Below are 24,885 nucleotides of genomic sequence, written 5' to 3' on the forward strand. Positions count from 1 at the left end.
TCCAGGACCGCACAGACATCCGAATACGGGGCGCCAGGATATGAACGTACAACTGACCAAAGCCGTTAACTTGCTGTTCGTCTGCCTGCTCACAATGGTGCCGGTACTCGCGGGTGCCAATACCCTTGAGCGCGTGCGGGTGAGCAATACCTTTACCCTCGGTTATGTGCCGGATTTCGCACCCTTTTCCGTCCAGGCAGGCGACAAAGCCATCGGTTATGCGATCGAGCTTTGTCTGAAGGTCGCCGACAAAATCAAGACCGAGCTGGGTCTGGCCGCGTTGCAGATACGTTACCGCCCCGTCGTCGTCAACGACGAGATGAATGCCGTGAGCACGGGCGAGATCGACATCCTCTGCACGCCGACGCCACCCACATTGGTACGACGCAAGCGTGTGAGCTTCTCGATTCCAATCTACACGGCCGGCCTTTCGGCAGTGGTGCGCCAGGAAGCACCTGAGGCGTTGCTCAATGTACTAAACGGCAAAGTAGCGCATACCGGACCGACCTGGCGTGCGACCATCAATCGTGGGCTGGCCAACCTGACTTATGCCGCCACTGCAGGTGGCGTCACCGAGGCCTGGATCCGTCAGCAGATGCGATTACTCGGTGTGGTGGCCACCCTGGTCACAGTCGAGAACACTGAAGCGGGCCTCAAACTGGTCGCCGAAGGCAAAGCCGATGCCTTTTTCGCCGAACGCATGATGTTGAAGAATCTCCTCGCCAGTAACTATTCCGCAGGGAATCTGGTCCTGCTGGATCGAGTTTTTGAGTACTCGCCGACTGCAATGGCGGTGAATCGAGACGATGAAGATTTCCGTTTGCTGGTCGACACCGCGCTGAGTGAACTGTATCGATCGGGCGAAATCGAGCAGGCATACGACACCTACCTGGAAGGCATTACCGACACGGACAAAAAGCTGTTCAAGGTCTATGCGATACCGTAGAGGCAAGCCCTGAAAGTACAACGACAAAAAAAGCCCGGCCTGCCCACGGTAGCGTCTTTAAGACCGCTATCGCCGGCAGGCCGGGCTTTTAAAGCAGAATGCCGCTTAAAGGTTTCGCATCAACAGCACTTCGGTCCCGCCTTGCTGCCGTAACGAGCTTCTTGACGTTCGCGAAAGAACACTTCGTAACTCATCAGCGGTTTGTCCGGGTGTCTGGTCTGCATATGCTCGACGTAAGTGTCGTAGTCGGGCATGCCGACCATCAGGCGCGCGGCCTGACCGAGGTATTTACCGAGGCGACTCAGGTCATTGAACATGGGCACCCTCCTCCATCAAGCATCCGGCAAAGCCTGGAACGGCGCTTCTTTATCCGTACGCTCCTTGGTGCCCCAGGCGGCAATGCCGACCTTGAGTGCAAAGAACAGGATGCTGAACACCACGAGCAAAAACAGCGCGGTCAGCGTTGCGTTGGTGTAGGCGTTGTAGATCACATGCTGCATCTGCTCGATGCTCTTGGCCGGCGCAAGGACCTGGCCGTTGGCCAAGGCGTCGCTGTATTTTTTCGCCAGCGCCAGGAAGCCGATTGCCGGGTTGGCGTCGAACAGCTTGATGAAGCCTGCGGTGGTGGTGCAGATCAGCAACCACACGGCGGGCAGCATGGTGACCCAGACGTAGCGTTGGCGTTTCATTTTGATCAGCACCACGGTTGCCAGCATCAGCGCGATACCCGCCAGCATCTGGTTGGAGATGCCGAACAGCGGCCACAAGGTGTTGATCCCGCCCAACGGGTCGATCACGCCTTGATACAGCAGATAACCCCACATCGCCACGCAACCGGCGGTGGCGATCAGGTTGGCAGTCCAGGATTCGGTGCGCTTGAGCGCCGGCACGAAGGAGCCGAGCAAGTCCTGCAGCATGAAACGCCCGGCACGGGTGCCGGCGTCCACTGCGGTCAGGATGAACAGCGCTTCGAACAGGATCGCGAAGTGGTACCAGAACGCCATGGTGTTTTCACCCGGCAGAAGTTGGTGCAGGATCTGCGCGATACCGACCGCCAGGGTCGGCGCACCGCCGGCCCGGGCCAGGATGGTGGTTTCACCGATGTCCTTGGCCACCGTTTGCAGGGCTTCCGGGGTAATTGCAAAACCCCAGCTGCTGACGGTCTGAGCCACCGAAACAGCATCGGAGCCTACAAGGGCTGCGGGGCTGTTCATGGCGAAGTACACGCCTGGCTCGATCACCGACGCGGCCACCATCGCCATGATCGCCACGAAGGACTCCATCAGCATGCCGCCGTAACCGATGTAACGGGCATGGCCTTCATTGGCAAGTAACTTAGGTGTGGTGCCGGAAGCAATCAGTGCGTGGAAACCAGACACCGCGCCACAGGCAATGGTGATGAACAGGAACGGGAACAACCCACCCTTCCACACCGGCCCGGTGCCGTCGATGAACTGGGTCAAGGCCGGCATTTTCAGATCGGGCATGGTGATCAGGATGCCGATCGCCAGCGCGACGATGGTGCCGATCTTGAGGAAGGTGGACAGGTAGTCACGTGGCGCCAGAATCAGCCATACCGGCAATACCGCCGCGACAAAACCGTAGCCAATCAGCATCCAGGTGATCTGGATTCCGGTGAAGGTGAACGCCTTGGCCCACACCGGGTCAGCGGCAATCTGCCCGCCCAGCCAGATCGAACCCAGCAGCAATGCCACGCCGATCACCGAGATCTCGCCGATGCGACCCGGGCGGATGTAGCGCATGTAAATGCCCATGAACATCGCGATCGGGATGGTCGCCATCACCGTGAAAATACCCCACGGGCTTTCGGCCAGGGCCTTGACCACAATCAGCGCCAGCACTGCGAGGATGATGATCATGATCAGGAAGCAGCCAAACAGCGCGATGGTCCCGGGGATGCGGCCCATTTCCTCACGGACCATGTCGCCCAGGGAACGACCGTTGCGGCGGGTGGACATGAACAGGACCATGAAGTCCTGAACCGCACCGGCCAGCACCACCCCGGCGATCAGCCACAGCGTACCGGGCAGGTAGCCCATTTGCGCTGCCAGGACCGGGCCGACCAGCGGCCCTGCACCGGCGATCGCTGCGAAGTGGTGCCCGAAGAGCACGTGTTTGTTGGTCGGTACGTAGTCCAGACCGTCATTGTTGAGTACGGCGGGAGTGGCTCGATTGGGATCGAGCTGCATCACCTTGGTGGCGATGAACAGGCTGTAATAGCGGTATGCGACGAGATAAATAGCGACTGCTGCGACTACGATCCAGAGGGCGTTGATGGCTTCGCCGCGGCGCAGGGCCACGACACTTAGCGCAAACGCTCCCAGGACAGCCACGGCAAACCAGGCGAGGTGTTTAGCCAGACGGGGCATAGCGTGTCTCCTGCCGACAGCCAGTGGCTGCGGCGGTAATTATTATAATTGTGTCCGCATTGCGGAGCGGGCCCAATATCCGCCCATGCTGTCGACAAATAAATCCGCGTTACTACGTACGTGGCGTCTACGTAGTTCTACGTAGACGCAGCTGATCTGTCAGTTGAAATGCAAAACCTGTGGGAGCGGGCTTGCTCGCGAAGGCGGTATATCAGACGACATCGATGTTGAATGACAGATTGCATTCGCGAGCAAGCCCGCTCCCACAGGTTTTGGCGTTTCATCATGGCCGCAGGTCATTCTGTCCAGCACTGCTACTGGAGGCGCGTATCTTTGGCATATGATGCCGGGCCTTCGCCTTCCCTCGGTCTGGCCAGGAGTAGAGATGCAGCTCAAACACAAAATCGTCGCGCTCGGGATTCTGCCGCTGGTGTTGGCGATCGCGGTCATCTGCGCGCTGGTGATTTCCCTGAACCGGCAATTGGGTGATCAACAAGCGCAACTGATCGAAGACAGCATTCTGGCCAGCAAACGTGCAGAGCTGAAAAACTACGTCGAAATGGCCCAGAGCCTGATCGCACCGCTGTACGACAATGGCCGGGGTGACGCTCGCGCGCAGCAACAAGTGCTCGAAGAACTGCGCAAGCTCAGTTTTGGCATCAATGGCTACTTTTTCGTTTACGACCACGAGGGCCGCAGCCTGATGCACGCGCGCCAGTCAGAGCTTGTAGGCAAATACCTGTGGGGCATGACCGACCCTCACGGTTTGCCGGTAATCCAGGCGTTACTCAAAAGTGCGCAATCGGGCGAAGGTTTTCAACGTTACGCCTGGAACAAACCCTCTTCCGGCCAAGTGACCGACAAGCTCGCTTACGTGGTAATGCTGGACCGTTGGGGCTGGATGCTCGGCACCGGCATCTACCTTGAAGACGTTGAACGCGCCACCCGACAGGCCCGTGACGAGGTGGCTCAGGGCATCCGCAAAACCATGCTGGCCATTGCCGCAGTGGCCCTCGTTGCGGTGCTGTTTGTCTTCGCCAGCGGCATGACGCTGAACGTCAGCGAGCATCGCCTGGCCGACAAAAAACTCCAGCGCCTGACCCAACGCATCGTCAGCCTGCAGGAGGAAGAACGGTCGCGGGTTTCCCGAGAGCTGCACGACGGCATCAGCCAATTGCTGGTGTCTATCAAGTTTCAGTTCGAACTGGCCAGCCATGTGCTGGAGAATGGACAAGATAAAGGATTGAGCATTTTAAGAGACGCCACGGAGCGCCTCGGGGATGCGATTGGCGAAGTGCGCAGCCTCTCTCACGACCTGCGCTCGTCGCTGCTCGACACCCTCGGCCTACCGGCGGCAATCGGTCAACTCGCCGCAGAATTCGAGCAACGCAGTGGCTTGGTCGTAATCTTCAACGATAACGAATTCGACTGTCATCTGGTCGATGGCGCCGCCGTCTCGTTGTTTCGCATCGTGCAAGAAGGCCTGACCAATATCGAACGCCACGCACAAGCAAAAAACGTCATCATTACCCTGCACGGTTCTGAAAAGTCCGTACGTTTGACGGTGGTCGATGACGGTATCGGTTTCAACGTTGCCCAGGTCGAACGTCGTCACGCGGGCATTGGCCTGCGCAACATCCGTGAGCGTGTCGAGCATTTTGGCGGTCGATTCGACCTGACCTCGATGCCGGGAAGAAGTGAGCTGGACGTGCTACTGCCAATGAAACTGCCGGATGCAGAACGCTGGCCCGGCCCATAACAATTAGAGTGAATACCTGCGATGAATCTGCCCTCCCCGATCCGCGTCGCCCTGGTCGACGATCATTCCCTGGTCCGCGATGGAATCAAATCGCTGCTGGGGGTCATGGCGCAACTGGAAGTGGTGGGAGAAGCCGAGAATGGCGCCGATGCCATTGAAATGGTCGGGCGCTGCCAACCGGATCTTTTGCTGGTCGACATCAGCCTGAAGGACATCAACGGCCTCGAGCTGACACGGTTGTTGCGCAGCCAGTACCCCTCGCTCAAAGTGCTGGTGTTGAGCATGTACGACAATTATGAATACGTGAGTGAGTCCGTTCGCTCGGGTGCCAGCGGCTATGTGCTGAAGAACGCGCCTTCAAGGGAAATCATTGCGGCGATCGAAGCGATTGTCAGTGGCGGGACGTTCTACAGCGCCGAGATCGCCCAGCGGCTCATTGCCGATAAAAGTACCGACAACGAGCTGACTCCGCGCGAAAGCCAAGTGCTGTACAAGATGGCCCAGGGGCTGAACAACAAGGAAATGGCTCGCGAACTGGACATCAGTGTCCGGACTGTAGAAACTCATCGCCTGAGCATCCGTCGCAAGCTCAACATCGACAAACCCGCTGCACTGGTAAAGTACGCGATCGATCACGGGATCATTTCACGTTAGAGGCGTTCACACCGCGCTTGTATTAACGACACGTGCCTTGCGTATAAACAATGCACGGACCTTGTCCCAGAAATTTCCACCCAGCACGAAAAAACTGCCGATCAACATGGCATCGCCCAGTGCCTGGAGCTGCCAGAGGTTTGGTCGCAGCCCCGGCCAAAGAGTGTCAACGTAGGGTTCGAGAAATGCCGAAATCAGCGGCAGGCAAAACATCACAAGACCGATTCTATGGCGAGCCGGGCCTACTTCCACGTCTGCCGACGGTGCAAGCGTGGAGACGTAACCAAACATGCTGCGCTTGAGTTGCTGAAAGCCGGATTTACCCATGATTGCAATGACGAGAATTAACAGAACCTTGTTGCTGATAAACAAAACGCCTGTCAATGCCGCAATCTTTGAGCCGGGCACATCGAGTGCGGCAGCGAGAGGCACCATCAGCCAGGAGCCCAGCATCAAACAAATAATCGCAATGCCCAGTTTGAAACGCCAACCGGTGGAGCTTTGAGCAATGTTGTCCTGAGGGCTACTCATGGTCTTCTTAACCTTCATTTTTTGGCCAGGATTAATGGATCTTCAGAAGCGTAGCAGTTTGTCGATCCCAGATCATTCACCATGAGCTTGTATTTGTCGCAGCTGTACTAACCTAAGCGAACCAGTAACCAACGCCATTTCAATATCAGGTATGTTCGGATGACGTTTTCCCAAGATCTACTATCAGTGCACCGATGCTGACGCGCTCTAGTCCATTGCTTCTGCTGCTCGTCCTTGGCCTTGGCGGTTGTGTCCGTCTGGGGCCCGATTTTCAGCCTCCCGGCGAAGCCTGGACAAAACTCTGGAGCAGCCCCGCGCTTGAGCAAGCCAGCCAACGAAGCCTGAATCCCGACATTCGCCAGTGGTGGCAAGTGTTCGCCGACCCGGTCCTCGACGCGCTGATCGCGCAATCGGATGCGCACAATTCCAACCTGAAAATAGCCGGCCTTCGCGTTATGGAAGCCCGCGCCCGGTTGGGTATTGCGCAAAGCGGGCGTTATCCGCAACTGCAGCAGGCCAGCGCCGACAGCTTGTACTTCAACCGCAAGCAGTCCGGCGGGAACAACCCGCAAGACAGCCACTTCTGGCAACACAGCGCCGGTTTTGATGTCGGTTGGGAACTGGACTTTTGGGGGCGTTTCAGTCGAGCGATCGAGTCCTCCGATGCCAGTTACTTCGCGGCTCAGGCCAACTATGAAGACGTCCTGGTACTGCTGCGTGCTCAGGTGGCCGATACCTACTTTTCGTTGCGCACCACCGAGGCGCGTTTGCGCGTTGCCCGAGAAAACGCCGAACAGCAAAAGCGCAACTTTGAGATCACCGAAAAACTGTTCAACAGTGGCCAGAGCGCCGAACTCGACGTGCAACAAGCCAAGACTCAATACCTGGGCACCTTGAGCAGCATCCCGGATTTTGAGGCGCAAGTAGTGCGTACCCGTAACGCGTTGGCTGTGCTGATCGGACAGCCGCCCAGCACCCTGCCCCAACTGCTTGAACACGAGGGACTGATCCCGCTGGTGGACCAAGCCGTGCTGCAAGACGTGCCGGCCAACCTGTTGTTGCGTCGACCGGACGTGCGCGCCGCCGAGCTCAATGTCGCAGCCCAGTCGGCACTGATCGGTGTGGCGCAAACCGACTTTTATCCGTCGCTGACCTTGCTTGGCAGCATTGTCTGGACCACCGATACGTTGAGCGGCACCTCCAACAGCCTGGACCTGATCGGCGGACCCAGTTTGCGCTGGAACCTGTTTGACCACGGCCAGATCAGCAACAATGTGCGCATACAGGATGCGCGGTTGCAGCAGCTGATTGAGGTTTATCGCGACAAAGTCCGCCAGGCCGCACGGGAGGCCGATGATGCCGCCAGCAGCCTGATCAAATCACTGGAACGCGAGCGCATCCTGGGTGAAGCACAGGTCGCCGCCGCGCGTTCGTTGAGCCTGGCCAGCACTCAATACCGGGAAGGTTACTCCGACTTCCAGCGCGTGCTGGATGCGCAACGCGCGTTGCTCGAACAGCAGGACAATTACCTGCTCAGCCGCAGTAACGCCGTGAGCAACCTGATCGCGCTGTACAAAGCCCTGGGTGGTGGGTGGTACAGCACACAGCCGACAGTCGATCAAAACACTCGCCAACAAATGGAACAACGTACCGACTGGGGCAACCTGCTGAATGAGCCAGCCCCGTCGCAAGCCTCCTATCCCGAGCCGAAAGGTTAAAGCCGATGACTGAACCCTCGCCGCCCGTTACTGAGGCGCCCTCCCCCAAGGCATCCGAGCCTGCCGCCGATCCTGCAAAAAAAGGCATCAGATGGGTATTGCTGCTGATCGTCCTGAGCCTGGTCTGGTACCTGTTGGCTGACCGTTTCACACCGTATACGCAACAGGCTCGGGTGGGCGCTTTTGTGATTCCGGTGGCCTCCGAAGTGGCGGGCCAGGTGATCCGTGTGAATGTGCGCAACAACCAGGACGTCAAGGCGGGCGATGTGCTGTTTGAAGTGGATCAGCAGCCCTATCAAATAGCCGTCGACCGCGCACGTGCCGACCTTGAGTCCACACGCCGCCAGATTGGCGCCAGCACCGCCGGCATCGCTTCGGCTGAAGCCAATTTGCGCGCAGCCCAAGCCAATGAACTCAAGGCGCGACAGGACAATCAGCGTCTTGAAGGTTTGTATCGCGAAGATCCCGGCACTATTTCCGTGCGCTTGCTTGAGGTTTCTCGGGCCAACCGTGAACAGGCTGTCAGCCAGGTCGCCGCAGCCCGTGCCGAAGTCCAGCGGGCACGGGAACAGGAAGGCGGCAGCGAGGAAGACAACGCACTGTTGCGCAGCGCCGCCACGGCGTTGTCAAAAGCTGAACTGGATTTGTCCAACACGCAGATACGCGCACGGTCGGCGGGACTGATCACCGACCTGCGCACCGATGTCGGACAGTTCGCCACTGCCGGCAGTCCGGTCATGACCCTGATTGCCATCCATGATGTATGGATCAGCGCAGACATGACCGAAAACAACCTTGGCCTGGTCGAGGTCGGCACCCCTGTTTCGATCGTGCTGGATGCCCTGCCGGGGAGGGTTTTCGAGGGCCGTGTGCGCAGTGTCGGCTACGGTGTCAGCGTCGGTCAGAGTACCGCGCCCGGCAGCCTTCCCAGTGTGCAGAACAGCCGCGACTGGCTGCGTCCAGCCCAGCGTTTTCCGGTGATTATCGAGTTTTCCGAGGACTCAAGGAAAACGCTGTTCGCCAGCCGCGCCATCCGTGCCGGTGGGCAGGCTGAAGTGATGGCATTCCCGACTCAAGACAACCCGTTGAACCTGCTCGGTCGTTTGTTCGTGGGGCTGATGAGCTGGCTGAGCTATGCCTATTAAGCGCTTGCCTGCCAAGCGCACGCCCCGGGCTCAGCGTGCGTTGCGTATGGGCACAGGCACTGCGTTATGCCTGGCGGTCAGCTTCGGCCTGGGCTTGCCGATCCCTTTTCTCGCGCCGGTGCTGGCCGTGTTGCTGCTGGCTTCTCTCAATCGGCCGTTGCCATTCAAGGCTGGATTGATTCTCGCTCTGGCTGCGATGTTAACCACCGGCGTCGGCCTGTTGTTGATTCCGATCCTGCGTTACTACCCGATTACCGGCGTGCTGCTGATTGGCGTCAGTATGTTCCTGGCGTTTGGTTTTGGCCTGCGCGGCGGCAACGCCTTGATCATGACCTTTATGATCATTGGCCTGACGATGATTTCTTCGGCAGGCGTCGTCGAGTTCGATCTGGCGATGATGGTCATCGGTGCCCTGGTCAAGGGGTTGATCCTCGCCGTTCTCGTTGTGGGGATTAGTCACTGGCTGTTTCCCGACCCCGCCAATGCGCCGTCCCCACCCGCCGCCAGCGCTTTGCCGGAGCAAGAAGTGGGCAGGGTTGCACTGCGTGCGACCCTGATTGTCATACCGGCATTCCTGTTGGCCCTGATCGACCCGGCGAGCTATCTGCCGATCATTTTGAAAGCGGTCAGTCTTGGCCAACAGAGTTCGACGACAACGACGCGCAACGCTGCCCATGAACTGCTCGGTTCGACCTTCATGGGCGGGCTGTTGGCTGTTGGCTTCTGGTGCGCGCTCAGCCTGTTCGTGCACGTGTGGATGTTCTTTCTATGGATGCTGCTGTTCGGCTTGCTGTTGGCGCGCAAGCTCTATGCCCTGAGCCCGACCCGACAAACCCCGGGGTTCTGGCTCAACAGCCTGGTCACGCTGATCATCCTGCTCGGTCAGTCGGTTCAGGACAGCCTTGCCGGGAAAGACGTCTATACCGCCTTCGCCGTGCGCATGGGATTGTTTATCGCCCTCACGCTCTATGCCTTGCTGATGGTCCACCTACTTGATCGGCGGCAGCGCAATCCACGTGTCACTCAGCTCACGGAGTGACCTGATAACCCCGCCCTTGCAGGCAGTCGTGATAGTGCTGTTTTACATCGACCTCGACCTGCTCATAAAACTCGTCGTGTTGACGTCCTCGTACCTGCGTAGCATCCACTGCTGAATCCTCCGAAGGTGGCGGGCTAGAGGTACCCTGGCTGGTCGTGACGTTGCTGCAATCATCGATATCCAGCTGGGTTTGTTGCGAACTCTGCCCGTTCAAAGGCACGACCGTTTCGGCCTGAACCTGGGTATAGGCCATCGACATGACGGCACACAGGCTGAAAAACGCTAACCGACTCATGATGATCTCCGATCACGATCCATTGTGCGTACGGGCCAGCGTTTGACTTGGAAGTTCCTGGAACAACGCTCGATAGCTGTTGGAAAACCGTCCCAAATGCCAAAACGACCAATTCATCGCCACTTGCGCGACCGTCGTTTCCCCGGCCGTTTGTCTGAGCAATTCGCGGCGGGCGCTGTTGAGCCGACGCAAGCGCAACCAATGCGTGGGTGTCATTGCGGTATATGCCTTGAACGCATGCTGCAACTGGCGCAGCGAAACCCCGGCCACCTGGGACAGCTCCAGCAAATTGAGGGTTTCTTCCGGTGTATCGGCGGCCCATTCGGCAACCCGTTTCATGATCGCTCGCTCCTCTGCCCGGCGCTGCAAACCGGCGCGATCCAGGCACACACAGGCGTTATCGAGGATGTACAAACAGTCCTCCAGCAGTTGCTGGGTCAACGCCTCTTTGCTCGGCGGATCCAGGGTCTGCGTCAGCCGCGTCAACGTCCCGCTCAACCAGCGGCTGAACAGTGCGTTCTGACCTGAATTGAGCGGCGACATGAACAAACCTTCAAGTTGCGCCACCTCCAGACCATGCCGCTGAACGAATGCCGGACCGAACACCACGGCGATTTCCTGATAGTTCTCCGGGGTGATCCAGATATTGCGGCTTTCACCGTTCAACACGTACAGCGAGTTGTCGCTGCGATCGAAACAGAACGCCAGCGAGCCTTGCGGGGCGCTGAAATTCTGCTCGACGCGGGTGTTCATCTGTTCCTCGTAAATCTCCACGCCTTGCAAATCCAGATAGCGCACCCTTCCGGCGAAATGCCCCGGGGACATTTGCTGATAGTGCTGCACCCAACCCGGTGTGGCGCGGATTTGCTCGGCCACGTCGGCGGTGTTGAACGCTTGAACCTGCAACGGATTACACGCTGTCATGGGTTGCCTCGCGCACTCTTTTGGTGCGCTTTGTGCGGTTTAAAGTGGATAGATGGAACGGCAAGGCTCACCCAAGATAGTCGTCAACGCGCCACAGGGGAAGTGTTCGGTGGATGAAGCCGCCCTCCCCGGCGTCAATCAAACCAACAATGAGGTTTTTATGAATGCCCCTTTCGATCAGCTGTTCACGTGGCTGAAAGATCACAAGATTACCGAGGTCGAGTGCGTGGTCAGCGACCTGACCGGCATTGCTCGCGGCAAGATTGCACCCACCAACAAATTCCTGCATGAGCGAGGCATGCGCCTGCCGGAAAGTGTGCTGTTGCAAACGGTAACCGGGGACTTTGTCGACGACGACATCTACTACGACCTGCTCGACCCGGCCGACATCGACATGGTCTGCAAGCCCGTCGCCGATGCGGTTTACGTCATTCCATGGGCCATCGAACCCACCGCCATCGTGATCCATGACACGTTCGACAAGTTCGGCAACCCCATCGAACTGTCGCCGCGCAACGTGCTGAAGAAAGTGCTGCAGCTCTATACCGACAAAGGCTGGAAGCCGATTGTCGCGCCAGAAATGGAGTTTTACCTGACCCAACGCTGCGAAGACCCGGACTTGCCGCTCAAGGCGCCACTGGGACGCTCCGGCCGTGCGGAAAGCGGTCGTCAGTCATTCTCCATCGACGCCGCCAACGAGTTCGATCCACTGTTTGAAGACGTTTACGACTGGTGTGAACTCCAGGGCCTGGACCTCGACACGCTGATCCACGAAGACGGCCCGGCGCAGATGGAAATCAATTTCCGTCACGGCGACGCGCTGGATCTGGCGGACCAGATCACCGTGTTCAAACGCACCCTGCGCGAGGCGGCACTCAAGCACAACGTCACGGCGACCTTCATGGCCAAACCGATCGGCGACGAGCCCGGCAGTGCCATGCACCTGCACCAGAGCGTGGTGGACATTGCTACCGGCCAGCCGATTTTCGCCGATGCCGACGGGCAGATGAGCGAGCTGTTCCTGCACCATATCGGCGGCTTGCAAAAGTACATTCCCAAAGTGCTGCCGATGTTTGCGCCCAACGTCAATTCGTTCCGCCGCTTCCTGCCCGACACCTCGGCGCCGGTCAATGTTGAATGGGGCGAAGAAAACCGCACCGTCGGCCTGCGCGTACCGACCTCCAGCCCCGACGCCATGCGCGTGGAAAACCGCTTGCCGGGCGCCGATGCCAACCCTTATCTGGCGATTGCCGCGAGCCTTTTGTGCGGTTATCTGGGCATGGTCGAAAAGGTCGAACCGAGTGCCGCCGTGCAAGGCCGCGCCTACGAGCGGCGCAATCTGCGCCTGCCGATCACCATCGAGGACGCACTGACGCGCATGGAAGAGTGCGAAACCATCGAGCGCTATCTGGGCAGCAAATTCGTGCGCGGTTACGTCGCGGTCAAACGGGCCGAACACGAAAACTTCAAACGCGTGATCAGCTCCTGGGAGCGCGAGTTCCTGCTGCTCAGCGTCTAAAACCTCGTTCCCACATGAGATCACAACCCCCTGTGGGAGCGGGCTTGCTCGCGAAGGCGGCGTGTCAGGCGACTTCAATGTTGAATGTGAAATCGCCTTCGCGAGCAAGCCCGCTCCCACAAAAATCCAATAACTCCAAGAGGTGTCGATATGCGTCTATTGAAATCCGTGGTTCCAGCCTCGCTGGCCTTGCTCTTCAGCGCCACTGCACACGCTCAATCAAGTGTGAGCGTCTACAACTGGACCGATTACATTGGCGAGACCACCCTCGCTGACTTCCAGGCAAAAACCGGGACCAAGGTGATCTACGACGTATTCGATTCCAACGAAACCCTGGAGGGCAAACTGCTCGCCGGCCGCACGGGTTATGACGTGGTGGTGCCCTCCAATCACTTCCTCGCACGCCAGGTGAAGGCCGGCGCGTTCCTCAAGCTGGATCGCTCGCAGTTGCCCAACTGGAAAAACCTCGACCCCAAACTGCTGGCCTTGCTGGAAAAAAACGATCCAGGCAATGCACATTCGGCGCCGTACCTGTGGGGCACCAACGGCATTGGCTACAACGTCGACAAGGTCAAGCAAGTGCTGGGCATCGATCGCATCGATTCCTGGGCGGTGTTTTTCGAGCCTGAGAACTTGAAGAAGCTCAGTCAGTGCGGCGTGTCGATGATGGATTCAGCCGATGAAGTGTTCCCGGCGGTCCTGAACTACATGGGCATGGACCCACGCAGCGAAAACCCCGAGGACTTTAAAAAGGCCGAAGCCAAACTGCTGACCATCCGGCCTTACATCACCTATTTCCATTCGTCCAAATACGTGTCGGACCTGGCCAATGGCGATATTTGCGTCGCGTTCGGCTATTCGGGCGATGTGTTCCAGGCGGCGAACCGTGCCAAGGAAGCGAAGAACGGCGTGAATATCGCCTACTCGATTCCCAAGGAAGGCAGTAACCTTTGGTTCGACCTGCTGGCGATTCCTGCCGACGCCAGCAACCCGAAAGAGGCTCACTCGTTCGTCAACAACCTGCTGGATCCGCAGGTAATCGCCAAGGTCAGCGCCTCGGTCGGTTACGCCAATCCAAACCCGGCGGCCAAGCAATACATGGACGTCGAGCTGGTCAATAATCCAGAGGTCTATCCTCCTCAGGAAGTGCTCGACAAACTCTACATCTCCACCACCCCGCCCCAGCCGATCATGCGCCTGATGACCCGCTCCTGGAGCAAAGTGAAGTCCAGCCAATGAATCAGTACGATCACCAACACGCTCATTCCTATTACGCTGCATCGGCCAAGGGGATGACACCTTACCCCGCGCTGGCCTCGGATCTTGAGGCCGATGTCTGCGTGGTGGGCGGCGGCTTTACCGGGGTCAATACCGCGATCGAACTGGCGCAGCGCGGGCTCTCGGTGATTCTGCTGGAAGGCCGGCGGATCGGCTGGGGCGCCAGCGGGCGTAATGGCGGGCAGTTGATTCGTGGCATCGGTCACGACGTCGAAGGTTTCGCCCGGTATGTCGGTCAGGAAGGTGTGCGCTATTTAGAGCGTGCAGGCATCGAATCGGTGGAACTGGTGGGCAATCGCATCCGCGAGCATGGGATCGATTGCGACCTGCGCTGGGGCTTCTGCGAGCTGGCCAATACTCCGGCGCAGTTCGAGGCGTTCAATGCGGAACTGCAAAAACTTGCCGAACTGGGTTACCGCCATGAAACCCGACTTGTCAGCCCCGAGCAGATCCGCCAGCAAGTGGTGGGCTCCGATGTTTATGCCGGCGGCCTGATCGACATGGGCTCCGGTCATCTGCATCCGCTGAATCTGGTGCTCGGTGAAGCACACATTGCCGAATCCCTCGGGGTGCGAATATTCGAACAAAGCCCGGTGCTGGAGTTGATTCATGGCAGCACCGTGCAGGTTCGTTGTGCCGGCGGCACGGTTCGCGCCGGCAGTCTGGTGCTGGGTTGTAATGCGCACCTGGAAGAACTCGAACCACGCCTGAGTGGCAAGGTGCTACCGGCAGGCAGTTACATCATCGCCACCGAGCCTTTGGCACCTGAGGTTGCCGCGCAATTGATTCCGCAGAACCTGGCGCTGTGCGACCAGAAAGTCGGCCTCGATTACTACCGGCTCTCGGCAGATCGACGCTTGCTGTTTGGCGGTGCCTGTCATTATTCCGGGCGCGATCCGAAGGACATCGGCGCGTATATGCGGCCCAAAATGCTCAAGGTCTTCCCGCACTTGGCGGATGTGCGCATCGACTATCAATGGGGCGGCATGATCGGCATCACCGCCAACCGCTTCCCCCAAGCCGGACGATTGACCCAGTACCCGAACGTGTTCTACGCCCAGGGTTATTCCGGTCATGGCCTGAACGTGACTCACTGGTGCGCACGCTTGCTGGCTGAAGCGATTCATGCCGGACACAGCAAGGGCCTCGATGTGTTCAGCGCCGTTCCGCATATGACCTTTCCCGGTGGAAAAGCCCTGCGTTCACCGCTGCTGGCCCTCGGTATGTTCTGGTATCGCCTGCGCGAATTGCTTGGCTGACTACCCTTACAGGCGCTGCCGAAATTTCCCCGGTTGACTACCTCCCCCGTAAGCGCTGCCGCAGGCTGCGATCTTTTGATCTTGATCTTTGGCAGCCTTGAAATAGCCAAAAGATCGCAGGCTTCGCCAGCTCCCCCATTGACCGTGCTCCTCTGCAAAACACTGGCACCCCCGATGCCCCGTAGGAGCTGCCGTAGGCTGCGATCTTTTGATCTTGCTTTTAAAAATCAAAAGATCGCAGCCTGCGGCAGCTCCTACAGGGAATTCATTGTCCGCCCTGATCAGTCTTTTATTTGCTCAATCGCAAGTCACTTCTATATTGAGGGAGTGCTCTGACTTCCCTGTCTTCTGGCGAGTGCGGCCTATGGCTACGACTGACCAACTGATCATCTGCGAGCACTGCGACTGCGTGTATGAAAAAGTCACGCTCGCCAAACATCAGAAAGCCCTGTGTACCTGCTGCGGCGGCGTGCTGCAGCGTTATAACGGACTGTCGGTGGAGCAGCGTCTGGCGTTGGCCTTCACGGCGATGGTGCTGTGGATTTTCGCTAACTTCTATCCCGTCATGAGCATCAGCCTCAAGGGCCTGAAAAACAGTGCGACGCTGTGGGATTCGGTATTGGCATTGAGCCAGGGACCGATCACTTTTATTGCGCTGGTGGCGGCGATATCGATCGTCATCGCGCCGCTTTTTCAGCTTGTGTTGCTGATCTGGGTCCTGAGCTTCGCCCTCGTGCATCGGCGCTCGCCAGGCTTCAAGCTGTGCATGCGCTGGCTCGAAACCCTCAGGCCCTGGAGCATGCTCGAGGTGTGTCTGCTGGGGGCAATGGTGGCGGTGTTCAAACTGGCAGGTATGCTCGATGTAATACCCGGCCTTGGCCTGTTTGCCCTGGCGGTTCTCAGCCTGCTGCTGATCCGTATTGCCGGGCGCGATGTCCGTGAATTGTGGGACACCCTATGAACAGGCCACCGCTCGCCAGCGAACTCAATCTATGCCTGTGCCATAGCTGCGGCCTGGCCTGCGACATCACCGATAACCCTCACCAATGCCCACGCTGCGGCGCGCCCCTGCATGCTCGTAAAACCAACTCATTGACGCGCACATGGGCCTACTTGCTGACTTCGCTGGTGTTTTATATTCCCGCCAATCTGCTCCCGGTCATGAACACCAGTCTGTTCGGCAGTGGCTCCGACAGCACCATCATGAGCGGTGTGCTGGAGTTCTGGGCACACGGTGCGTGGGACATTGCCCTGATTATTTTCATCGCCAGCATCGCGGTACCCGGCATCAAGTTCGTTGCCCTTTCCCTGCTGCTGATCACCGTGCAACGCGGCAGCCACTGGGCGCGTAAGGAGCGTTCGAAGCTTTACCGTTTCGTCGAGCTGATCGGCTACTGGTCGATGCTCGATGTGATTGTTGTCGCGCTAGTCGCCGCGCTGGTGAAATTCCAGGCGCTGGGCGATATTCAACCGCGCCTGGGTATTCTGTTTTTTGGTCTGGTGGTGGTATTCACCATGCTGTCTGCCATGAGTTTCGACCCGCGGCTGATCTGGGATAACAAGCGGGAAAAACCATCAAACGAGGAGGTCATGGATGAAGTCGCAAGCCACTGATGGGCCGCAAGACCCCGGTCAGGCCAGTATCAAGACCCGTCGCTTCAGCGTTTCGCTGGTGTGGATTGTGCCGATCGTTGCGGTGCTGGTGGGGATCTCCCTGGTGATCCACAGCATGATGCAGGAAGGCCCGACCATCACCGTCACGTTCAAGACCGGTAGCGGTCTTACGGCGAACAAGACCGAAGTCAAATACCGCAACGTGGTCATCGGCCATGTCTCGGAAGTGAAGCTGAGTAATGATCAGAAAAGCGTTAACGCCACAATCAAACTCGACAAACAGGCTGAAAACTTCACCCGCGAAGATTCGCAATTCTGGGTCGTGCGACCGCGCATTGGTGCCGGCGGCGTCTCAGGCATCGATACCCTGCTGTCAGGCGATTACATTGGTGCCGACATCGGCGAGGCCAATGCCCGTTCCAAACACTTCATTGGTCTGGAAAACCCGCCGCCCATTACCTATGGCGAGCCGGGCAAACGCTTCATGCTGCACACCCAGGACCTGGGCTCGCTGGACATCGGCTCCCCGGTTTATTACCGCAAGATTCCGGTCGGGCAAGTGGTGGCGTATGCGCTGGATGCCGACGGCAAAGGGGTGAACATCGAAATTTTCGTGCACTCGCCCCATGACGTCTTCGTCACCCAGAACACCCGGTTCTGGAACGCCAGTGGTATCGATGTAAGCGTGGGTGCCAATGGTTTTGCGGTGAGTACCGAGTCCCTGTCTTCGTTGTTGGTGGGCGGCATCGCGTTTCGCGCGCCGGAATACAGCCCCAATGATCAGCCGGCCAGCGAGAATAAAGCCTTCGACCTGTTCGAAGACCAGCAAACCGCTCTCGCGCCCCCTTTTGGCAAGGGACAGTACCTGAGTTTGCGCTTCGATCAGGCCTTGCGCGGGCTGAAGGTCGACGCGCCGGTGGAGTTCCTCGGCATCGAATTTGGCAAAGTCGTCTCGGTCAATCTGGATTTCGATGCGAAAAAGCGCAGCTTCCCGGTCAATGTCGGCATCGTGATTTACCCGCAACGCCTCGGCCAGGCGCATATCAAAATGCTCGAGGCTTTGAAGCATGATCCGAATGACGAAGCCGCTGGTGTGCGGCTGATGGGCAGCTTCATCGAAAACGGCCTGCGGGCCCAGGCCCGTAGCGGCAATCTGTTGACCGGCCAGCTCTACATCGCGCTCGATTTCTATCCCGACGCGCAGAAAGTCGTGTTCGATCCAACCGCCCGCCCCGTCACCATCCCCACCATTCCTGGCAGTCTCGAACAGTTGCAGGAAAAACTGGAAAACATGATCAACAAGATCAACCAGCTACCGATCGATCGAATTGCCGGCAATCTGGACAGCAACCTCGTCGAACTGCGCAAGGGCCTCGTACAGTTCAACGCCAGGACCCTGCCCGGCGTGCAGACTACCTTGGGGGACGTCAGCAAGGCCTTGCAATCGGCCAGCTCGACCTTGGCCGAGGATTCGCCGCAACGGGAGCAGTTGACCCAGACCCTGGACGAACTCGGGCGCATGTCACGCTCCTTGCGAGAACTCTCGGATTACCTGGGCCGGCATCCGGAATCGCTGATTCGCGGTCGTCCCGACAATGCCGCACCGATGGATATGAAGGCGCCACCGCGCAATTGAGCACAGGAGCAATACCCATGGCTTTCCCGCTGAAGATCTCGCTGGTCACTGCGCTGTTACTGCTCACCGCTTGCCGCAGCGATCCGATTCAGTTCCATACCCTGACCCCGACCCAACTAAGCGGCGCAAGCGGCGGTGCGGAGATTCAGATCGAAGGCATCACGGTGCCGCCCCAGGTCGATCGCCCGCAGATTGTCATTCGCGAAGGTAACAGTGGCCTGGCGATCCTCGAAACCGAATGGTGGGCGGCGAGTCTGGTGGACGAGTTGCGCAGCGCCCTGGTCGATCAACTGGTCACCGACAATCTGCAACGCAGAGTGTCGTTGCGACTGGACGTGCAGCGCTTCGATTCGATCCCCGGTCAATACGCGCTGATCGACGTCAAATGGCGCCTGCGTAGTCTAAGCCCTGGCGATGCTGCGTTGATCACCTGTCGCACCACCTTGCAGACCCCCGCCGGCCCGAGCATCGATGAGCTGGTGCTCGCCCATCAGAACAATGTGAAACGGTTAGCTGCCGCCATCAGCCAGGCTGCAATCGGATCTTCACGGGGCTGTCCGTCGGTCAAGTAGTCAGTGCGCGGTTTTCCCTCGGGGGCAAAGCACGTAGGATGCCGCCCAACCACCGAGGCTGACCGATGTCCCATACAGGTACCCTTCAGGGTTCGAGCGTAAGAATCCTGATTTATCTTCTGTTCGCGATCCAGCTCATCTCCATGGGCGCGATGGAAATGAGCGGGCCGTTCTGGCCCGTCCACCTGCGTGGGCTGACGTCCTCGGAGTCGGTATTCAGCTTCGCCAGTATCGCCGTCTACGTCGGGCCGATGCTGGGGATTATGCTGACCAGCGCCTTCTGGGGCCGTATCGGCGACCGGTATGGCCACAAGTTGATGATGATCCGCGCCCTGGCCGGTTTGTCATTGACCCAGCTCGGGCTGGCCCTCTGCAGCGATATCTGGGTGATTTTGCTCCTGCGCTTCTTGCAGGGCGCGTTTGCCGGGTACATTGCTCCGGCCCAGGCCTACGGCGTCAGCATCGAAGCGCCTTCACGCCGGGCGCGGCTGTTTGCAATCCTGCAAATTTCCACCAACGTCGGTTCATTGCTCGGTGCCGTGGTCGGCGGGCTGATCCTCGATTACGCGACCTTCTTCTGGATCAACATCATTGCCTCGGCCCTCTGTGCGATCTGCACCGGGGTGGCGGCCTTGACCTTGCCGGATGTGCCGCCGGTGAAGAAAGCCCCGGTGGTGGATGCCACTGCATCGGTCAAGCGTTCACGTAGCGTATGGCAAGGTTCGCCGCTGCTGTCGTTGCTGGGCGTGATGGGGATTTTGTTGCTGGCGCGAATGCTGCCTCAGACGTCGTTCTCGCTGTATGTCAGCTCGGTGTTCGAGGTCCGCAACTCGGTGGTCGGCTTGTGCTATGGCTTGCTGGCCTTGGGTTTCATCATCTCGGCTACGCCGTGGTCGCGCTACTTCGAGCATCGTAGCCAGCAGGACACCCTGCACCGCATCACCTACATTGTTATCGGTTGCATCGGCCTGACCGCCGTGGCCGGCATCACCCGTAACCCGGCGGTGTTTGTCATTGCCTACTTCGTGTGGGGCGTGCTGCTGGGGGCGACGACGCCGGTGCTGATGGCACTGATTTCGAAAACCGCCGACAGCTCACAGCAGGGTTACGTGCTGGGAATTGCCCAAAGTACCGCGCAATTCGCCTCCATCGCAGGCATCTCGGCCGGTGGTTTGCTCAGCCAGGTCTATGGTTTGCAATATACCTACCTGTTTGTTTGCCTGGCCTACGTGGTCGCGCTGATTCCGATTGTCGCCTTGCGCTATTGGCCAGTGGTGATGCAACCGAATCAGATTCCTCCCGGCGATTGATCCTGAAGGCGCCTCTTGCGCCGCAGGGTCACAGTCAACTAGCATTGGGAATACTTCTCAATCGCTAAAAATTATCATCCATGAGCGATACCCTGCCCGCCACTCACAACAATCACCTGCGCATGATCGAGGCCCTGTACAGCGGCCATCATGGCTGGCTGTATGCCACGTTGCGCAAAAAACTGGGTAACGCCATGGATGCGGCCGATCTTGCACAGGATACCTTCACTCGCATACTCGCTTCCCGGGTCGCGGTCATTGAGCAGCCTCGGGCTTACCTGAGCTGCGTGGCCAAGGGCATTCTGGTCAATTGGTATCAGCGCAAGGCGCTCGAACGCGCCTACCTGGATGCCTTGGCGTTGCTGCCCGAGCCCGAAGCGCCCTCCCCCGAACTGCGTTTCATGGTGCTGGAAACCCTGCACGAAATCGACGCAATGCTCGACTCCCTGCCGCCGCTGGTGAAGCGTACGTTCTTGCTGTCGCAGATCGGTGGGTTGAAATACGAGGACATCGCCACGCAACTGGGCGTCTCGCTGATTACCGTCAAGCGCTACATGAAGCAGGCTTTCGTGCAATGCCTGATGCTGGTGGAATGAATGTCGACTCGCCACAGTGATGCGCAAATCGATCCACGAATTCTCGAAGAAGCCGCCGAATGGCTGATGCGTCTGAGTGAAAGTGACTTCAATGAAACCCAGCGAGCCGAATGGGAATGCTGGCGCGTCAGCAGCCCCGAGCGTCATCGCGCCTGGGCTCGTGCGCAATTGCTGCAAAGCAAGCTCGGCGGGCTGCCGCCGTCGTTGGCGATGTCGGCGCTGGATCGCCCAAGCAACCCTGAACGACGCACCGCGCTGGCAAAACTGGCGACTATCCTCGCGGTACTGCCCACCGGCTGGGGCAGTTGGAAACTGCTGGAATCGCAACAATGGACGGCCGACTACCGAACGGCCGTGGGCCAACGGCGTGAAATGACCCTGGCCGACGGCTCGCGCATCACCCTGAACACCGACACCGCCATTGATGTGCTGTTCGACGCCAACCAGCGACTGATCAACTTGCGCGAAGGCGAAATTCTGGTGCAGACCGCGCCGGACAGGTTGTCCCAGGCCAGACCTTTTCTGGTCAGCACCCGTCAGGGGCGCATGCAGGCCTTGGGCACACGATTTACTGTTCGCGAATGGCAGACCCGCACCTACCTTGCCGTGCTGGATGGCGCAGTCAGAGTCGAGTTGCCCCGTGACAGTCACGTCGCCCCATTGATCGTCAATGCCGGGCAACGCACCGATTTTTCCGCGCAAGCCTTCGGCCGATTGAACCCGGTGGACAGCGCCGTCAGTGCTTGGGCTCAAGGCATGTTGATGGCTGACAATGTACGTCTGGCCGACTTCCTCGCCGAACTGGCGCGCTATCGCAAAGGCTTTGTGCGCTGCGACCCGGCCATTGCCGATCTGCGGATTTCCGGCGCCTTCCCCATCAGCGACACCCAACGCACCCTGAACATGCTCGTGCAAACGTACCCGGTGATCGCCACCGGGCATTTAAGCGGCTATTGGGTCACGCTTTCTCCCACCTGAGCGGGACTAAACACATTTACTGAATTCAGCACAAATACCTGTGGGAGCGGGCTTGCTCGCGAAAGCGGTGGGTCAGGCGACATCAATGTTGACTGTGCCGCCGTCTTCGCGAGCAAGCCCGCTCCCACATGGAATCTGGGGAGGACAAAACGTCCCGCAAAAAATTACGGCGCCAGTGATACTTTTTTTGATCTCGACTGGCTAGGGAAGGAAGAACTTCTCAACCTCGTCGAAAGGGTCATCACTCCATGTTCGTTGCACGCCCTCAGTGTTCGGATCGCTCATTGAAACTGGCTGTCCGTAGCGCGTTGCTAAGCCTTGCCCTGACCGGTGCCGTCAGCCCGTTTGCCTCGGCCGCCACGGCGGTACAACTGGATAGCGCCGCCACCCGCGTCTACAACATCGCGCCGGGGCCATTGGGTGCAACGTTGTCGAGATTTGCCGTGGACGCCGGCATTGCCCTGTCGTTTCAACCTTCGATGACCGAAGGCCTGACCAGCCCGGGCCTGTCGGGCACTTACTCGACCCAGGAAGCGCTGAGCCGATTGCTGGCCGGCAGTGGCCTGGAAATCGTCTCGCGCAATGACGGCAGCTATACCCTGGCACCGCGTCCGGCCGATAGCGCAGGCGGTGTGACCCTGGACGAAACCACGGTCAATGGCATCGACGCTCGCACCAATAGCCTGCCGCCGGCTTATTCCGGCGGTCAGGTCGCACGTGGTGGACGCCTCGGCATGCTGGGCAACAAGGATGTGATGGACGCGCCCTTCAGCGTCAGTAACTACACCTCGGCACTGATGAAAGATCAGCAGGCAGTTACCGTGGCCGATGTGCTGGAGCGCGACTCCTCGGTGCGCTCCACGGGCCAGACCGGTGGCATCGTCGACTCCTTCTTCATCCGCGGCTTCCCGGTGGGAGAAGGCAACCTAGGTGAGTTGGCGTTCGACGGCGTGTATGGCGTGGCCCCCAACTATCGGGTGTTCACCGAGTACGCCGAACGCATCGAAGTGATCAAAGGCCCTGGCGCCCTGCTCTACGGCATGTCACCCAACAGCGGCGTCGGTGGCGTGATCAACGTGGTGCCCAAGCGCTCTCTCGATGAAGACTTGACCCGGTTCACCGCCAGTTACGCCATGAACTCGCAGATCGGCGGGCACATCGACGTCAGTCGGCGCTTCGGTGAGGAACGCCAGTTCGGCGTGCGCATCAACGGCAGCACCCAGCAAGGCGACACCGCCATTGACGATCAATCCCGCGATGTCGATATCGGTTCGATCTCACTGGATTATCAGGGTGACCGCCTGCGCACCACCCTGGACCTGATCAGCCAGAAGGAACAATTCGACGCCGCGTCACGACCGTTCCTCATCGCTTCTGGCGTGGAGATTCCATCCGCTGCCAATGGCCGTACCAACGTCAGCCAGGACTGGGTTGGTCTGAAACCCGTGACAAATCCGCCTTGCTCGGCGCCGAGTACGACCTCAACGACGCCCTGACCGTGTTCGCCCACGCTGGCGGCGGCAAGTCGGATGTCGCGCGAATGTCCGACCAGACCCCGACCATCCTCAACAGTGCTGGCGATACGCGCTCGGTTCCCGGCTATTACAAATTCGAAGTCGAGCGTTACACCGTCGATGCCGGTGCCCGCCTGCGCTTCGACACGGGCCCAATCAGCCACAGCACCACCGTGCAAGTCACCCGTTACCGCGACGAGTTGTCCCGGGGCATCAACTCGGGGCCGGCGGTTCTGTCAAACATGTATCACCCGGTCGACCGTCCGAAACCATCGATTGCCAGCCCCGATGCGCTGAAAGTCTCCGAGACCGAGCTGTCCGGCGTGGCCCTGGCCGACACCCTGTCGATGCTGGACGAACGTTTGCAGGTCACCCTCGGCCTGCGCAAGCAGAATATCCAGTCCGATAACTACAACACCGCCGGCGCGGTCACCACCTCGTACGATGAAAGCGAAAGCACGCCGCTGTTCGGGGTGGTGGTCAAACCCTGGGATCACGTTTCGTTCTACTACAACTACATCGAAGGCTTGAGCAAAGGCGACATCGCACCGGCCACAGCCTCGAACTCGGGCGAGATCTTCGCGCCTTAATCTCCCGGCAACAGGAAGTCGGGGTCAAGGTCGACTACGGCACCTTCACTTCTACACTCGCCCTGTTCCAGATCAAGAAGCCCAGCGGCGAACTGGCCAACGGCGTGTTCTCGGTGCAAGGCGAGCAACGCAACCGTGGCGTCGAGTTGAACGTGTTCGGTGAAATCGCCCAGGGCACGCGCCTGCTCGGCGGCGTGACCCTGCTCGACGCCGAACTGACCCAAACCGGCACCGCCGCCAATCGCGGCAATAAACCGGTGGGTGTGCCCGAGGTTCAGGCCAACCTCTGGGCCGAATGGGATACCCCGTGGGTCGAAGGTTTGACGCTGACCAGCGGCGCGATCTACACCGGCAGCCAATACGTGAACCAGGCCAATACTCAGGAACTCGATCCCTGGACCCGCTTCGATGTCGGCGCGCGTTACGCCACCCGCATCGCGGAACGCCCGACCACGTTCCGGGCGACGGTGCAAAACGTGCTCGATCGTGAGTACTGGTCCGGAGTGGCGTCTTACGGCGCCTTCTCCCAAGGTTCGCCGCGCACCCTGCAACTGTCGGCCACCGTCGATTTCTGAAAACGTTCAGCCCGAGCAGTGGCCTGAACCGCTGCTCGGGCTG

21 protein-coding genes and 1 pseudogene are annotated in these 24,885 nt (G+C 59.0%); 17 read left to right on the forward strand and 5 right to left on the reverse strand.

All coding sequences use genetic code 11. From position 1 onward, the window contains the following. The first annotated feature begins 40 nt into the window (after positions 1 to 40). Entirely contained in the window at positions 41 to 946 is a 906-nt protein-coding gene (locus ABH909_RS17515; RefSeq protein WP_429435465.1) for an amino acid ABC transporter substrate-binding protein, read from the forward strand. 119 nt (positions 947 to 1,065) lie between these two features. On the opposite strand, the gene ABH909_RS17520 is transcribed toward ABH909_RS17515, so the two are convergent. Beyond that, positions 1,066 to 1,263: a YbdD/YjiX family protein gene (locus ABH909_RS17520; protein WP_183681751.1), complete on the reverse strand. Its 198-nt coding sequence runs from the start codon at positions 1,261 to 1,263 to the stop codon at positions 1,066 to 1,068. Positions 1,264 to 1,278: 15 nt separating this feature from the next. Next, a complete protein-coding gene (locus ABH909_RS17525) occupies positions 1,279 to 3,336 on the reverse strand; it encodes a carbon starvation CstA family protein (protein WP_429435468.1) in 2,058 nt (685 codons plus the stop codon). A gap of 385 nt (positions 3,337 to 3,721) precedes the next feature. On the opposite strand from ABH909_RS17525, the gene ABH909_RS17530 reads away from it, so the two are divergent. Together ABH909_RS17530 and ABH909_RS17535 are read left to right on the forward strand one after the other, a co-directional pair. Further along, positions 3,722 to 5,095: a cache domain-containing protein gene (locus tag ABH909_RS17530; RefSeq protein WP_429435471.1), complete on the forward strand. Its 1,374-nt coding sequence runs from the start codon at positions 3,722 to 3,724 to the stop codon at positions 5,093 to 5,095. Between the two features lie 21 nt (positions 5,096 to 5,116). After that, on the forward strand, positions 5,117 to 5,749 hold the full coding sequence (locus ABH909_RS17535; RefSeq protein ID WP_429435473.1) for a response regulator: 633 nt from the start codon (positions 5,117 to 5,119) through the stop codon (positions 5,747 to 5,749). 6 nt (positions 5,750 to 5,755) lie between these two features. On the opposite strand, the gene ABH909_RS17540 is transcribed toward ABH909_RS17535, so the two are convergent. Continuing rightward, entirely contained in the window at positions 5,756 to 6,280 is a 525-nt protein-coding gene (locus ABH909_RS17540; RefSeq protein ID WP_429435476.1) for a transporter suffix domain-containing protein, read from the reverse strand. Positions 6,281 to 6,474: 194 nt separating this feature from the next. On the opposite strand from ABH909_RS17540, the gene ABH909_RS17545 reads away from it, so the two are divergent. The 3 genes from ABH909_RS17545 to ABH909_RS17555 are packed head-to-tail and all read left to right on the forward strand — an operon-like array spanning position 6,475 to position 10,182. Further along, positions 6,475 to 7,998: an efflux transporter outer membrane subunit gene (locus tag ABH909_RS17545; protein WP_429435478.1), complete on the forward strand. Its 1,524-nt coding sequence runs from the start codon at positions 6,475 to 6,477 to the stop codon at positions 7,996 to 7,998. A gap of 5 nt (positions 7,999 to 8,003) precedes the next feature. Further along, entirely contained in the window at positions 8,004 to 9,143 is a 1,140-nt protein-coding gene (locus tag ABH909_RS17550) for an HlyD family secretion protein (protein ID WP_429435481.1), read from the forward strand. Beyond that, positions 9,133 to 10,182 carry a DUF2955 domain-containing protein gene (locus tag ABH909_RS17555; protein WP_429435484.1) on the forward strand — a complete coding sequence of 350 codons (1,050 nt, stop codon included), beginning with the start codon at positions 9,133 to 9,135 and terminating at the stop codon, positions 10,180 to 10,182. Before ABH909_RS17550 ends, ABH909_RS17555 begins: the two co-directional genes overlap by 11 nt. Here ABH909_RS17555 and ABH909_RS17560 read toward each other — a convergent pair. Both ABH909_RS17560 and ABH909_RS17565 read right to left on the reverse strand, forming a co-directional pair. Further along, positions 10,172 to 10,477 carry a hypothetical protein gene (locus ABH909_RS17560; protein WP_429435487.1) on the reverse strand — a complete coding sequence of 102 codons (306 nt, stop codon included), beginning with the start codon at positions 10,475 to 10,477 and terminating at the stop codon, positions 10,172 to 10,174. The two genes, ABH909_RS17555 and ABH909_RS17560, sit on opposite strands and share 11 nt — an antisense overlap. A gap of 12 nt (positions 10,478 to 10,489) precedes the next feature. Continuing rightward, complete coding sequence (locus tag ABH909_RS17565) at positions 10,490 to 11,401, reverse strand: helix-turn-helix domain-containing protein (protein ID WP_429435490.1); 912 nt, start codon at positions 11,399 to 11,401, stop codon at positions 10,490 to 10,492. A 160-nt stretch (positions 11,402 to 11,561) separates the two neighbouring features. Between ABH909_RS17565 and ABH909_RS17570 the strand changes: the two genes are divergently transcribed. The 11 genes and pseudogenes from ABH909_RS17570 to ABH909_RS17620 all read left to right on the forward strand — a co-directional run bounded on the left by ABH909_RS17570 (position 11,562) and on the right by ABH909_RS17620 (position 24,842). After that, positions 11,562 to 12,920, forward strand: a complete 1,359-nt coding sequence (locus tag ABH909_RS17570) for a glutamine synthetase family protein (protein ID WP_007900282.1) — start codon at positions 11,562 to 11,564, stop codon at positions 12,918 to 12,920. 150 nt (positions 12,921 to 13,070) lie between these two features. After that, entirely contained in the window at positions 13,071 to 14,159 is a 1,089-nt protein-coding gene (locus ABH909_RS17575) for a polyamine ABC transporter substrate-binding protein (protein WP_429435492.1), read from the forward strand. Continuing rightward, a complete protein-coding gene (locus ABH909_RS17580) occupies positions 14,156 to 15,457 on the forward strand; it encodes an NAD(P)/FAD-dependent oxidoreductase (protein ID WP_429435495.1) in 1,302 nt (433 codons plus the stop codon). The genes ABH909_RS17575 and ABH909_RS17580 overlap by 4 nt, the downstream gene beginning before the upstream one ends. A gap of 364 nt (positions 15,458 to 15,821) precedes the next feature. Beyond that, entirely contained in the window at positions 15,822 to 16,418 is a 597-nt protein-coding gene (locus tag ABH909_RS17585) for a paraquat-inducible protein A (protein ID WP_429435497.1), read from the forward strand. Continuing rightward, on the forward strand, positions 16,415 to 17,071 hold the full coding sequence (locus tag ABH909_RS17590; protein ID WP_429435500.1) for a paraquat-inducible protein A: 657 nt from the start codon (positions 16,415 to 16,417) through the stop codon (positions 17,069 to 17,071). The genes ABH909_RS17585 and ABH909_RS17590 overlap by 4 nt, the downstream gene beginning before the upstream one ends. Further along, positions 17,052 to 18,707 carry an intermembrane transport protein PqiB gene (locus ABH909_RS17595; RefSeq protein ID WP_429435502.1) on the forward strand — a complete coding sequence of 552 codons (1,656 nt, stop codon included), beginning with the start codon at positions 17,052 to 17,054 and terminating at the stop codon, positions 18,705 to 18,707. The genes ABH909_RS17590 and ABH909_RS17595 overlap by 20 nt, the downstream gene beginning before the upstream one ends. A gap of 17 nt (positions 18,708 to 18,724) precedes the next feature. Then, on the forward strand, positions 18,725 to 19,279 hold the full coding sequence (locus tag ABH909_RS17600; protein ID WP_429435505.1) for a PqiC family protein: 555 nt from the start codon (positions 18,725 to 18,727) through the stop codon (positions 19,277 to 19,279). Between the two features lie 65 nt (positions 19,280 to 19,344). Beyond that, positions 19,345 to 20,589: an MFS transporter gene (locus tag ABH909_RS17605; protein ID WP_429435507.1), complete on the forward strand. Its 1,245-nt coding sequence runs from the start codon at positions 19,345 to 19,347 to the stop codon at positions 20,587 to 20,589. A gap of 80 nt (positions 20,590 to 20,669) precedes the next feature. Continuing rightward, the gene (locus ABH909_RS17610) at positions 20,670 to 21,185 is read left to right on the forward strand and encodes a sigma-70 family RNA polymerase sigma factor (RefSeq protein ID WP_429435510.1); all 516 of its coding nucleotides are present in this window, start codon (positions 20,670 to 20,672) and stop codon (positions 21,183 to 21,185) included. Beyond that, a complete protein-coding gene (locus ABH909_RS17615) occupies positions 21,186 to 22,163 on the forward strand; it encodes a FecR domain-containing protein (RefSeq protein WP_429435513.1) in 978 nt (325 codons plus the stop codon). Positions 22,164 to 22,411: 248 nt separating this feature from the next. Next, positions 22,412 to 24,842, forward strand: a pseudogene (locus ABH909_RS17620) (TonB-dependent siderophore receptor). Positions 24,843 to 24,885: the final 43 nt, after the last annotated feature.

It is taken from the genome of Pseudomonas sp. BS3782 TE3695, from assembly GCF_050435305.1.
Lineage (GTDB): Bacteria > Pseudomonadota > Gammaproteobacteria > Pseudomonadales > Pseudomonadaceae > Aquipseudomonas.